Here is a 13,119-nt window from a genome sequence, read left to right on the forward strand (position 1 = left end):
GACGAGGCAGGATGTATGCCGTGGCGGGCAGGGTCAAGGACGAAGACATCGCACTGGTCCGCGACCGCACGTCGATCGCCGACATCATCAGCGAGTCGGTGACGCTGCGGCCCGCGGGTGGCGGCAACCTCAAGGGCCTGTGCCCGTTCCACGACGAGAAGACCCCGTCCTTTACGGTAGCTCCTGCCCGAAATGTCTATTATTGCCACGGCTGCGGTCAGGGTGGCGACGCGATCAAGTTCCTCATGGACGCGGAACACCTCTCGTTCATGGAGTCGATCGAGCGGCTGGCCGGGCGGGCCGGCATCCAGCTGCGCTACGACGAGACCGGCGCCCCCAGCGGGCCCCGGCCACAGACCGGGCAGAAGCAGCGGCTGCTCGCGGCGCACACCGCCGCCGCCGACTTCTACCGTGACCAGCTCGGCACCCCGGGCGCGCGCAAGGCCCGCCAGTTCCTGGCCGAGCGCGGCTTCGGGCGTGACGCGGCCGAGCGCTACGGCTGCGGCTTCGCCCCCGACTCGTGGGACGCGCTCGCCAAGCACCTGCGGCAGAAGGGCTTCACCGCCGACGAGCTGAACACCGCGGGACTGGTCAAGCCGGCCCGCTCGGGCTCGATGATCGACCGGTTCCGGCGGCGGCTGCTGTGGCCGATCCGCGACCTGTCCGGTGACGTGATCGGCTTCGGCGCGCGCAAGCTGTTCGACGACGACGACGGCCCGAAATACCTGAACACGCCCGAGACGCCGCTCTACAAGAAGTCGCACGTGCTCTACGGCATCGACCACGCCAAGCGCGAGATCGCCAAGCGGGGCCGGGCGGTGATCGTCGAGGGCTACACCGACGTGATGGCCTGCCACGAGGCCGGGGAACCGACCGCGGTCGCCACGTGCGGCACGGCGTTCGGCATCGACCACATCGGGGTGCTGCGCCGCCTGCTGATGGACAGCGACAGCTTCACCGGCGAGATCATCTATACGTTCGACGGCGACGCGGCGGGCCAGAAGGCGGCGTTGCGCGCCTTCGAGGAGGATCAACGCTTCGTCGGGCGCACGTTCATCGCGGTCAGCCCCGACAACATGGACCCGTGCGAGTTGCGGCTGGCCAAGGGTGATCTGGCCGTCCGCGACATGATCGCCGGACGGGAACCGCTGGTCGACTTCGCCCTGCGGCAGACGCTGCGCAAATTCGATCTCGACACGGTCGAGGGCCGGGTCGAGGCGATGCGCCGCACCGCTCCGCTCGTCGCCAAGATCAAAGACCGGGAGAAGCGGCCCGAGTACGCCCGTAAGCTCGCCGGCGACCTGGGCATGGATCTCGAGCCGGTGCAGCGGGCGGTGGCGTCGGCCATGCGCGGCAACGCGGACGAGGGTTCGCGGCCCGCCCCGGCCGCCACCGAGGCGCCGCAGCGGCTGGTCGAGCGCGAGTCGCTGAAGCTGGCGCTGCAGGAACCGGTGCTGGCCGGCCCGATGTTCGACGTGGTCGGGGCCGAGAACTACGCCGACCCGGTCTATCAGGCGGTGCGCGGCGCGGTCGAGGCCGCGGGCGGCGCCGCCTCGGTGACCAGCGGCGGGGTGGTCTGGATCGAGAAGGTGCGCGACAGCTGCACCGACCTCGCCGGCCAGGGGATGATCTCGCAGCTGGCGGTCGAGCCGCTGCGGGTCGACGGCCAGGTCGACCCGACCTACGTGCAGATCACGCTGGCCCGCCTGCAGGCGGGCGCGGTGACGACCCGCATCCGCGACCTCAAGTCCAAGGTGCAGCGGCTCAACCCGGTGGCCAACAAAGATGCGTACCTCGCCCTGGCCGGCGAGCTCTTCTCGCTCGAACAGCAGGCACGCGCCCTGCGTGAGCAGGCGGCAGGTGGACTGTGAACTTCCTTCGGCGTAAGCCGTCGCTCCCGGCGGCCCTCAAGCCCGCGCTCGCGCCCGAGGAACGGGTGGTGGCGTGGTCGCTGGTCACGGACGACACCGCCGTGGTCGCGACGAACCACGGGCTGTGGCTGCCCGGCCCGGCCTTCCTGGGCTGGCACGAGATCCACAAGGCGGCCTGGTCGGGCCGCGAGCTGCGGCTCACACCGGCCGAGCTGGCCGAGGAGCGCGACGGTTACACGGTCCTGGTCGACGGGCCGATCGCCACGTTCCTGCTGCTCTCGCCGGGTGAGCTGCCCGACCAGGTGCGCACCCGGGTGACGAAGTCGGTGGCCTACACGACGCACCACCCGCTGCCCTCGGGGGCGGGCGGGGTGCGGGTGGTCGGGCGCCGGGTGGCCGGGCAGAACGGGCTGAGCTGGGCGGTGCGCTACGACTCGGGCACGCCGGTGAACCTGCCCGCGGTGGTCGAGCTGACCGACGAGCTGGTCGCCGCCGCGCAGGGCACGATGGCGCCGCCCGACTAGCTGCGCCTGTTTCCTGGGTCCGCCCGGCGGCTGTTCCGCAGACTCGCCTCAGCTTCGTAGCGGCGCGCTAATCCGGTCGTTTCTGTCGTACCCCCTGTCTAGGGTCGGGCTCGTGGGTGACTCTCTGATTCATGCGCGCGGCCTCGTGAAGCGGTTCGGCGACTTCACCGCGGTCGACGGCATCGACGTCGACGTGCGGCGGGGCGAGGCGTTCGGCTTCCTCGGGCCCAACGGCGCGGGCAAGAGCTCGACCATGCGCATGATCGGGTGTGTGTCCCCGCCGACCGGTGGCGTGCTCGAGATCCTGGGCATGGACCCGCGGCGTGACGGCCCGAAGATCCGCGGCAAGCTCGGCGTCTGCCCTCAGCTCGACAACCTCGACATCGAGCTGACCGTGCGCGAAAACCTGACTACGTACGCCCGTTTCTTCGGCATCCCCCGCAAGGAGGCCCGTCGCCGCGCCGACGAGCTGCTCGAGTTCGTGCAGCTCTCCGAACGGGCCGACAGCAAGGTCGAGCCGCTGTCGGGCGGCATGAAACGACGGCTCACGATCGCCCGGGCGATGGTCAACCAGCCCGAGATGGTGCTGCTCGACGAGCCCACCACCGGCCTCGACCCGCAGGCCCGTCACCTGGTGTGGGAGAGGCTGTTCCGGCTCAAGCAACAGGGCGTCACGCTGGTGCTCACCACCCACTACATGGACGAGGCCGAGCAGCTCTGCGACCGGCTGGTGGTGATGGACGGCGGCCGCATCGTCGCCGAGGGGTCGCCGCGGGCGCTGATCGAGCAATATTCGACGCGCGAGGTCGTCGAGCTGCGCTTCAACACCGAAGACCAGTCGGCATACGCGGAAAAGCTGGCCGGCATCGGCGAGCGCCTCGAGGTCCTGCCCGACCGCATCCTGCTCTACGTCGCCGACGGCGATGACGCGACCGACGAGGTCAACCGCCGTTCCCTGGGCCCGGCGAGCGTCCTCGTGCGGCGCAGCAGCCTGGAAGACGTCTTCCTGCACCTCACCGGCCGGACGCTGGTCGACTGATGACGCCCGCGCTCTCGGTTCTTGAATATCATCTGGTCAACTATCGGCGCACCTGGCGGTCGAGCGCGTTGTCGACGCTGGTCATGCCGTTGCTCACGCTGCTGGGCTTCGGGGTCGGCGTGGGGGCTTACGTCCGCGGTGGTGTCGACGGTGTGCCCTACATCGACTGGATCGTGCCGGGGCTGATCGCGTCGACGGCCATGCAGGCGGCGTTCGGCGAGGCCACCTGGCCGGTGCTGAGCTATTTCGAATGGCTCAAGGTCTATTTCGCCCAGGCCGCGGCGCCGCTGCGGGTGGCCGACATCGTCGGCGGGCATCTCGCGTTCATGCTGTTCCGGGTGCTGCTCACCGCGGCCGCGTTCCTGGTCGTGGCGGCCGCCTTCGGCACGCTGCACTCGTGGTGGGCGCCGATGACGCTGGTGGTGGCGCTGCTGGTCGGCCTGGCCTCGGCCGCGCCGACGATGGCGTACGCGGCCAGCATCACCAGCGACAGCTATCTGATCATCCTGATGCGGTTCGCGGTGCTGCCGATGTCGCTGTTCTCCGGGGTGTTCTTCCCGGTCGAGTCGCTGCCCCTGCTGCTGCGCTGGGTGGCCTACGTGTTCCCGCTGTGGCACGGCGTCGAGCTCAGCCGCGACGCCATGCTCGGCCTCGACCCGGGCGCGCTCGGCCTGGTCCACGTGGGCGCGCTGCTGGCCTGGTGCGTCGCCGGCTGGTGGCTGGCCCACGCCCGTTTCCGTCGCAGGTTGGTGATCTGACCATGGTGACGCCGAGTGATACCGCGGCCGCTGTGCTGCGTTTGTCGCCGTCGTGGGTCGGTGGTCAGGTCGTGATGCTGCGGCCGCTGCCCTTCGTCCGTTTCCGTCGCGGGGTGGTGGTCAGGTCATGGTGACGCTGGTGATGCCGCGGTTGCTGGCCTTCGAGGGGACGCCCCGCCGCGCGGCGTCGGTGACCGAGCGCAACATCTCGACGCTGCGCTCGGCCTACTGGGTGGTCATGGTCTCGGGCTTCCTCGAGCCGGTGCTCTACCTGTTCTCGATCGGCGTCGGCGTGGGCGCGCTGATCGGCGACATCACGCTGCCCGGGGGCGAGGTGGTGGGTTACGCCGAGTTCGTGGCCCCGGCCATGCTGGCGGCGTCGGCCATGACGGGCGCGCTGGCCGAGACCACATTCAACTTCTTCGGCAAGATGAAGTTCGTCCGGCTCTACGAGGGCATCCTGGCCACCCCCGTACGCCCCATCGAGATCGCCCTGGGCGAGCTGGCCTGGGCGATGGTCCGCGGCGTGATCTATTCGGCCGCCTTCGTGGTGATCATGACGCTGATGGGCCTGACGACCTGGTCGCGGGCGCTGGCCATGCTGCCCGCGACGCTGCTGGTGGGCCTCGCCTTCGGCGCCCTGGGCATGGCCGTGGCCACGATCATCCGCAGCTGGCAGGATTTCGACCTCATCGCGGCCGGCCAGTTCGCCCTGTTCCTGTTCTCCGGCACGTTCGTCCCGCCCACGGCCTACCCCGAGGTCGTCCGCTGGCTGATCGAGGCCACGCCGCTGTACCGCTCGGTCGACCTGATCCGTGCTCTGAGCACCGGCACCACGGGCTGGGTGCAGTTGCTCGACGTGGCTTACCTGATGGCGCTGGTCGCGCTGGGCCTGACCGTCGCCGGCCGCCGCATGGAGAAACAGCTCTGCAAGTGACGCGCCGTCGCTCCACCCATGGTGGGCGGTTGCTTCGCGCGCGGCTGCCGGTTCGGAGACGGTGGTCGGTTCGCGGACGGCGGTTGGGTCGCTTCGCGCGCGGCTGCCGGTTCGCGGGTGGCGAGGGTTGTGAACGGGGGCGTTCCCGAATGAGGGGATCGTGGTTAGGGGTGGCCCGTGGCGGGCATCACCTGTCTGGGACGTTGTCGCACGTCGTGGCGGGACTGGGGCTGACGCGCGGAAGCGGACCGAGACGTGGACGCTGTGCGCCTGGAGGAACCCGATGAAGCTGCTTCGCCGCAAGCACGACGAGGACGACCAGAAAGCGGCCGCCGGGCAGACGGCGGCCGGGGAGCGCCCGGCGCCGGATCCGGAGTCGGCCGGGGCGCGGGCTCGGGGTGCGAAAGACTACGACCTCGAAGCGGCCCGAACCACGCGGACGCCGGGCGACAAGCCCAAGGACGTCGACGCGGTGTCGCCCGACGAAGGGCCGGACAGCCCGATGGAGCTGCGGGGCAAGGGCTTGTTCGCCGCGTTGAAGCGGACGTTCAAGCAGTTCTCCGAGGACAACGTCTCGGACTGGGCGGCCGCGCTGACCTACTACGGGGTGCTGTCGATCTTCCCGGGTGCGGTCGTGCTGGTGTCGATCCTCGGCATGCTCAGCAACGACGGTCAGGCGACGGTGCAGCAGACGGTCAGCGAGATCGCCAACAACGACCAGATCGAAGAGCTTGTCGGCACGGTGCTGAACCAGGTCAAGGGCACCGGCGGCGCCGGGTTCGCGGCCATCATCGGTCTGGTTCTGGCGTTCTGGTCGGCGTCCGGTTATGTCGCCGCCTTCATGCGGGCCTCCAACTCCGTCTACGACGTGCCGGAGGGGCGCCCGATCTGGAAGACGCTGCCGATCCGGGTCGGCGTCACCGCGGTCATCGGTCTCATGCTGATCGTCTCCGCGTTCATCGTCATCTTCACCGGTGACCTCGCCCGGGTGGTCGGCGAGCGGATCGGCCTGGGTGACGCGGCCGTGCTGACCTGGAACATCGCCAAGTGGCCGGTGCTCGTCCTGCTGGTCAGCCTGATGTTCGCGATCCTCTACTGGGCTTCGCCGAACGCCAAGACCGGTGGGTTCCGGTGGGTCAGCCCGGGTGGCATCTTCGCCGTCCTGCTGTGGCTCGTCGCTTCCGGCGGCTTCGCGATCTACCTGGGCAACTTCGCCAACTACGACAAGACGTACGGGACCCTGGGTGGTGTCATCGCCTTCCTGGTCTGGTTGTGGATCTCGAACATCGCGATCCTGCTGGGCGCCGAGCTCGACGCCGAGCTGGAGCGTGGGCGTGCCATCGCGGCCGGCCACGACCCGTCCGAGGAGCCCTTCCTCGAGCTGCGCGACGACCGCAAGCTCAAGAAGGGCAGCGAGCACGGCCTCAGCTCAGGCTGACCGGCAGAACGAAAGGACCCCGGCCCGGAGCGGCCGGGGTCTTTGTGTTGGGGCCGGAACCAACCATCGGCGGGAACCGAACCACGCCTAGGTCAACGGCCGATAACGAACTCAACTTTTGCTCCAATAGACAAAAGTTGGCGGTGATCTTCAAGAAGGTATGGACTCCGGAGGCGTAACGCGCCTACTGTGACGGTCACAACACCGCGGGGTTACTCCGGTGTTAAGCGCCTCCGGAGGTCTCTGTGCACGTGGCCGATGCCCCCCACCTGCGGGTTTTGCGCCTGCTGCGCGATGAAGGACCGGTGTCGCGCGCCGAGCTGGGGGACCGACTCGAGCTGACCCGGCCGCGGCTTCTGGCCGAGGTCGAGCGACTGGTCGCGGCGGGCCTGATCGCCGAGGCCGGCATGGCCGCCTCCCGCGGCGGCCGCCGGTCGACCCTGGTCGAGCTCGACCCGCGACTCCGTTTCGCCGCGGTCGACCTGGGCGCCAGCTCGATCGACATCGAGGTGGTGAACGGGCGGCTGGAGCCGGTGGCGACCTACCGCGAGACCGCCGACATCCGCTCGGGGCCGCGGACCATACTGCACCGGGTCAATGAGCTGTTGCACAAGGCTCGCACCGACGGGGCGTACGAGAAGCTCGACGCGGTGGGCATCGGCGTTCCCGGCCCGGTGAGTTTCCGTGACGGCGTGCCGGTGTCGCCGCCGATCATGCCGGGATGGGACAGGTATCCCGTACGGGAGCTCCTGGCCCGGGAACACGGGTGCCCGGCCGTGGTCGACAACGACGTGAACATCATGGCGATCGGCGAACGGCACGGCGGCGTCGCGCACTCGGTCGACGACTTCCTGTTCGTCAAGATCGGCACGGGCATCGGCTGCGGGATCCACCTGGGTGGCACGGTCTATCGGGGGGTCGACGGCTGCGCCGGCGACATCGGGCACATCCAGGTCGATCCGAACGGTCCGGTCTGCTCGTGCGGCAACACCGGCTGTCTCGAGGCGCTGTTCAGCGGGTCGGCCCTGGCCCGCGACGCGATCGCGGCCGCCCGCTCCGGTGAGTCGCCGGCCCTGGCCGAGCGTCTGGCCGCCGCCATGAACGCGGCCGAGAACCAGGACGACGACGAACAGTCCGAGCCCGCCATCACGATCACCGCCCGCGACGTCGCCGACGGCGCCGCCGAGGGTGACGTCACCTGCATCCGTCTCATCCGCGAGGGCGGCCGCCGCGTCGGCGGTGTGCTGGCCACGCTCGTGTCCTTCTCCAACCCTTCGATGATCGTCATCGGCGGGGGCCTGGCCCAGCTCGGGCATGTGCTGCTCGCCGAGATCCGCAGTGTGGTCTACCGCCGGTCCCTTCCCCTGGCGACCGGCAACCTCCCCGTTGTCCTTTCGGAGCTGGGCAGCCGGGCCGGCGTCACGGGCGCCGCCGTGCTGGCCAGCGACACGGCATTCGAGCAGGCATCATGACCATTCCCACCCCACGCGACGGCCACGCTCCGGCCGATCCGCCCCCTACGACAGCGAGTTCCGCCACGGCGGAGAGCGCGCCTCCCGCAGAGACCATGACCAGGTCGGACACCACGGAGAACGGCGGCCTCGCGCTCAAGACCGGCGGCGACGTGCCCGCCCCACCGGCCGGCGACGACGGCGGTGACGGCCCCGGCGACGTGGTCCTGCGACTGACCGACGTGGTGAAGACCTTTCCCGGCGTACGGGCTCTGGACGGTGTTCAGCTCGAGGTGCGCGCCGGTGAGGTCCACTGTCTGCTCGGGCAGAACGGCGCCGGCAAATCCACCCTGATCAAGACCCTGGCCGGTGTGCACCACGCCGACGGCGGGGAGATCACGTGGCTGGGCCAGCCGTTCGCGCCGGCCACACCGCAGGCTGCCATGCGCGCCGGCATCGCCACCATCTATCAGGAACTCGACCTGGTCGACGACCTGTCGGTGGCCGAAAACGCGTTCCTCGGTCACGAGGACACCCGGTTCGGCTTCACCCGCCGGCGCTCCACCGCCCAGAAGACCCGCGAGATCCTGTCCCGCCTCGGCCACCCGGAGATCCCGCCACGGACGGCGGTGCGTGACCTGCCCGCCGCCGGCAAACAGATCGTCAGCATGGCCCGTGCGCTCTCGCACGACGCCAAGCTGATCGTCATGGACGAGCCCAGCGCTGTGCTCGCTCATGACGAAGTGGAGAACCTGTTCCGCATCATCCAGGGGCTCACGTCCCAGGGGATCGCGGTCATCTACATCTCCCACCGGCTCGAGGAGATCCGCGAGATCGGCGACCGGGTCACCGTGCTCAAGGACGGCCGCACCACCGCGGCCAACCTGCCCGCGCGCACCACCCCGACCCGCGATCTGGTCAGCCGCATGACGGGCCGGACCATCGAGTACGTCTTCCCGCCGCGCCGCCCGGCCGAGAAGCGTGAACCGCTCCTGGTCGTCGAAGGGCTGAGCCGCAAGGGCGAGTTCGCCGACGCCAGCCTCACAGTCGCGCCGGGCGAGATCGTCGGCATCGCCGGACTGGTCGGCTCGGGCCGGTCCGAACTGCTGGAGACCATCTTCGGCGCCCGCCGCGCGGACTCCGGAACGGTCACGCTCGACGGCCAGCGCATCACCGGTGTCGGACGGGCCGTCCGCAAGGGCATGGGCATGGCGCCCGAGGAACGCAAGAGCCAGGCGCTGCTGCTCGACGAGCCGATCTACAAGAACATGACGCTCGCGTCGTTCAGCGGCTTCGCCAAGGTGGGCTTCACCGACGCGGGCGGCGAGCGCAAGGCCGCCGAGAAGACGGCCGACCTGCTCGAGCTGCGGCCCCGCGACGTCACCCGCCCGGTGCGCACGCTCTCGGGCGGGAACCAGCAGAAGGTCGTGGTCGGGCGCTGGCTGCTCGACGACACCAAGCTGCTGCTGCTCGACGAACCCACCCGCGGCGTCGACGTCGGCGCCCGCGCCGAGCTCTACCAGGTGATCCAAGACCTGGCCGAACGTGGCGTCGGGGTGCTGCTCGTGTCGAGCGAGGTGCCCGAGGTGCTCGGCCTGGCCGACCGCGTGCTGGTCATGCGGGAGGGCCGGATCATCCGGGAGGCGCCCGCGCCCGAGATCGACGAGGACACCGTTCTCGACCTCGTCATGTCGGGATCGCTCACGACTGAGTCCATTCTGGAAGGGGAGCCAGCATGACAACCCAGACGGCGCCCCCGGAGGCGCCCACCAAGCCGGAACGCCGCAAGCTCGACGAGAACGCCCTGCGCAACCTGGGCCTCGTCGGCGTGCTGATCCTTCTGATCATCGTCGGCATCATCACCAAGCCCGACCTCTACAGCGACCCGACCTGGGTCAAGAACAACTTCCTGACGATCCTGCAGCAGGCGTCGGCGATCGGCGTGGTCACGGTCGGCATGACCTTCGTGATCATCGGGGGCGGCATCGACCTGTCGGTCGGCGCGATCGTCGCCATCGCCGGGGTGTGGTCCACGACGCTGGCGACCCAGAGCTACGGCGCCGGCGGCATGATCTTCACGGCGATCATCGTGGGTACCGTCGTCGGGCTCATCAACGGCGTCCTCATCGCGTACGGGAAACTGGTGTCCTTCATCGCGACACTGGCGATGATGGTCGCCGCCCGGGGACTCGCCGCCCAGATCTCCGGCAAGCAGACGCAGATCTCGACCAACTCGACGATCAACGACATCGCCAGCACCCGTCCGCTCGGCATCCCGCTGCTGGTCTGGATCCTGGCCGTCGTCGTCATCGCGGGCTGGGTGCTGCTCAACCGCACGACGTTCGGCCGGCGCACGGTGGCCGTCGGTGGCAACCCCGAGGCGGCCCGGCTCGCCGGCATCAACGTCAAGCGGCACACCATGCTGCTGTTCGCGTTGTCCGGCCTGTGCTGCGGCATCGCCGCGATCATGCTCACGTCCCAGGCGACCAGTGCTCAGGCCGCCATGGCGAACCTGTACGAACTCGACGCGATCGCGGCTGCGATCATCGGCGGCACGCTGCTCAGCGGCGGTCGCGGCACCATCGTCGGCGCGCTCTTCGGCGTGCTGGTGTTCTCCACCATCACCAACCTGTTCGCGATCAACAACCTCCCCACCGAGGTTCAGAACATGGTCAAGGGCGGGATCATCGTGGCCGCCGTCCTGATCCAGCAGTTCCGGTTCCAATCGCTCACTCAACTGTTCAAGCGCTGATCTCTTTCGCCCGGGCTTCGCTCGGTCCGGGTACCCCTTGGAGGAATCATGTCCGCTTTGTCCCGTAGGCGCATTCTGTTCGGCGGCGCGGCCGTCGGTGCCGGTGCCCTCCTCACCGCCTGCACGAGCAACGAACCCGACAACAGTGCGCAGGTGAACACCAACACCGACGCCAGCGCCAACCCCAACGCCGCGGCCGGCGAGAAGGTCGTCATCGGGTTCACCGCCCCGGCCGCCGACCACGGCTGGATCGCCGCGATCACCAACAACGCCAAGGCCCAGGCCGCCGCGTACCCCGATGTGGAGTTCAAGCCGGTCGAGGCCGGCGCCGACGCGGCCGCCCAGCGCGCCGCCATCTCGACCCTGGTGGCCCAGAAGCCCACCGTGATCGTGATGCTGCCGCACGACGGCAAGGAGCTCGACTCGGCCGGTCTCGAGGCCATGAAGGCCGGCATCCCGGTGATCAACCTGGACCGGGCGTTCCCGTCCCAGGCCGCTTTCCGGCTGCAGATCAAGGGCGACAACTACGGCATGGGCCTGGCCGCCGGCCACTACATCGGCGAGCAGATGAAGGCCAAGAACATCGCCAGCCCGATCATCGGCGAGATCCCCGGCATCGACTCGCTCGAGCTGACCCAGGAGCGCAGCGCGGGCTTCAAGACCGCGCTCGCCGAGTACGGGTTCAAGGTGGCCAACCGGCGCCCGGCCGAGTTCACCGCCGACTCCGGCCAGGCCGCCGCCACCGCGCTGCTGCAGGCGCTGCCCAAGATGGACGCGCTCTGGAACCACGACGACGACCAGGGCATCGGCGTGCTGGCCGCGATCAAGCAGACCAACCGCAGCGAGTTCTTCATGGTCGGCGGGGCCGGCTCGAAGGCGGCCATCGACGCGATCAAGGCCGACAACTCGGTGCTCAAGGCGACCGTGACCTACAGCCCGTCGATGGCGTCCTCGGCCATCTCGCTCGCCCGGCTCATCGGGCAGGGCAAGGGCATGAGCGACCTGGTCGAGCTGCAGGTGCCCAAGGAGATCACCCTCGCCTCCGAGACGATCACCAAGGACAACGCGGACGCGTACGCCAAGCTCGGCTTCTGACCGAGCCGGGCTTTCGATAAGGAGATTCGATGTCGGAACAGCTGCGGGTCGGCATGGTCGGCTACGCGTTCATGGGAGCCGCGCACTCAACGGCGTGGCGTACCGTCAACCACGCCTTCGACCTGCCGCTGTCGGCACGGATGACCGCGGTCAGCGGCCGCTCCCCGGAAGGGGTGGCGGCCGCCGCCGCGAAACTCGGATGGGACGAGCACACCACGGACTGGCGGTCGCTGATCGCCCGGGACGACATCGACCTGATCGATATCTGCACCCCCGGTGACACCCACGCCGAGATCGCCCTGGCCGCGCTCGCCGCGGGCAAGCACGTTCTCTGCGAGAAACCCCTGGCCAACACGGTGGCCGAGGCGAAGGAGATGGCGGCGGCGGCCGCACAGGCCGCTTCCCACGGCGTACGGGCGATGTGCGGCTTCAACTACCGCCGGGTGCCCGCCGTGGCCCTGATGAAGCAGCTCGTGCAGGACGGACGCATCGGCACCATCCGGCACGTCCGCGCCTCCTACCTCCAGGACTGGATCATCGACCCGCAGTTCCCGCTGGTCTGGCGGCTGCGCAAGGAACTGGCCGGCTCGGGGGCGCTGGGCGACATCGGCGCCCACATCATCGACCTGACCCAGTTCGTCACCGGCCAGTCGATCACCACCGTGTCGGCGCTGACCGAGACGTTCATCAAGCAGCGGCCGCTCACCTCGGGCTCGACCGGGCTGGCGGCGTCCAGCGACGGCAGCGGCCTGGGCGACGTGACGGTCGACGACGCGGCGCTGTTCCTGGCCCGGCTCGACGGGGGAGCGGTGGCCACGTACGAGGCGACGCGCTTCGCGACCGGCCGCAAGAACGCGCTGCGGGTCGAGCTGAACGGGTCGCTGGGTTCGCTCGTCTTCGACTTCGAACGGCAGAACGAGCTCGAGTTCTACGACGCCGAACTGCCCGGACCCGAGCAGGGGTTCAGCCGCATCCTGGTGACCGAGGCCGACCACCCGTACATCTCGGCCTGGTGGCCGCCGGGTCACGGCATCGGCTACGAGCACACCTTCACCCACGAGGTCCGCGACCTGATCGCGGCGATCGCGGCCGGCGAGCAGCCGACGCCGTCGTTCGCCGACGCGTTGCAGGTGCAGCTGGTGCTGGACGCCGTGAGCCGCTCGGCCGAGTCGGCCCAGTGGACCTCGGTGGAGCCGGCGCTCGAGCCGGTCTGACGGCCTTTCGGGTCTCGGTCCGACGAGTCTTCCGTCGCGG

11 protein-coding genes are annotated in these 13,119 nt (G+C 69.5%); all 11 read left to right on the forward strand.

Annotated elements, in window-relative coordinates; translation table 11 throughout:
* Window positions 1-11 precede the first annotated feature (11 nt).
* Window positions 12-1,871: a DNA primase gene (gene dnaG / locus JIG36_RS40395; RefSeq protein ID WP_203381769.1), complete on the forward strand. Its 1,860-nt coding sequence runs from the start codon at window positions 12-14 to the stop codon at window positions 1,869-1,871.
* Complete coding sequence (locus tag JIG36_RS40400; RefSeq protein WP_203381770.1) at window positions 1,868-2,395, forward strand: hypothetical protein; 528 nt, start codon at window positions 1,868-1,870, stop codon at window positions 2,393-2,395. Before dnaG ends, JIG36_RS40400 begins: the two co-directional genes overlap by 4 nt.
* Window positions 2,396-2,507: 112 nt before the next feature.
* Entirely contained in the window at window positions 2,508-3,434 is a 927-nt protein-coding gene (locus tag JIG36_RS40405) for an ABC transporter ATP-binding protein (RefSeq protein ID WP_203381772.1), read from the forward strand.
* Entirely contained in the window at window positions 3,434-4,192 is a 759-nt protein-coding gene (locus JIG36_RS40410) for an ABC transporter permease (protein ID WP_203381774.1), read from the forward strand. The genes JIG36_RS40405 and JIG36_RS40410 overlap by 1 nt, the downstream gene beginning before the upstream one ends.
* Before the next feature lie 127 nt (window positions 4,193-4,319).
* Complete coding sequence (locus tag JIG36_RS40415; protein WP_203381776.1) at window positions 4,320-5,129, forward strand: ABC transporter permease; 810 nt, start codon at window positions 4,320-4,322, stop codon at window positions 5,127-5,129.
* 283 nt (window positions 5,130-5,412) lie between these two features.
* On the forward strand, window positions 5,413-6,567 hold the full coding sequence (locus JIG36_RS40420; protein WP_203381778.1) for a YihY/virulence factor BrkB family protein: 1,155 nt from the start codon (window positions 5,413-5,415) through the stop codon (window positions 6,565-6,567).
* Window positions 6,568-6,812: 245 nt separating this feature from the next.
* Window positions 6,813-8,039 (forward strand): ROK family transcriptional regulator, encoded by a 1,227-nt coding sequence (locus JIG36_RS40425; RefSeq protein WP_203381780.1) that lies wholly within the window; start codon window positions 6,813-6,815, stop codon window positions 8,037-8,039.
* 95 nt (window positions 8,040-8,134) lie between these two features.
* The gene (locus tag JIG36_RS40430) at window positions 8,135-9,757 is read left to right on the forward strand and encodes a sugar ABC transporter ATP-binding protein (protein ID WP_203381782.1); all 1,623 of its coding nucleotides are present in this window, start codon (window positions 8,135-8,137) and stop codon (window positions 9,755-9,757) included.
* Window positions 9,754-10,770 carry an ABC transporter permease gene (locus JIG36_RS40435; protein WP_203381784.1) on the forward strand — a complete coding sequence of 339 codons (1,017 nt, stop codon included), beginning with the start codon at window positions 9,754-9,756 and terminating at the stop codon, window positions 10,768-10,770. Before JIG36_RS40430 ends, JIG36_RS40435 begins: the two co-directional genes overlap by 4 nt.
* Window positions 10,771-10,818: 48 nt before the next feature.
* Window positions 10,819-11,865 carry a substrate-binding domain-containing protein gene (locus tag JIG36_RS40440; protein ID WP_203381786.1) on the forward strand — a complete coding sequence of 349 codons (1,047 nt, stop codon included), beginning with the start codon at window positions 10,819-10,821 and terminating at the stop codon, window positions 11,863-11,865.
* 29 nt (window positions 11,866-11,894) lie between these two features.
* Window positions 11,895-13,079 (forward strand): Gfo/Idh/MocA family protein, encoded by a 1,185-nt coding sequence (locus JIG36_RS40445; protein ID WP_203381787.1) that lies wholly within the window; start codon window positions 11,895-11,897, stop codon window positions 13,077-13,079.
* Window positions 13,080-13,119: the final 40 nt, after the last annotated feature.

The sequence above is a fragment of the Paractinoplanes ovalisporus genome (assembly GCF_016834655.1).
Taxonomy (GTDB): Bacteria; Actinomycetota; Actinomycetes; order Mycobacteriales; family Micromonosporaceae; genus Actinoplanes; species Actinoplanes ovalisporus.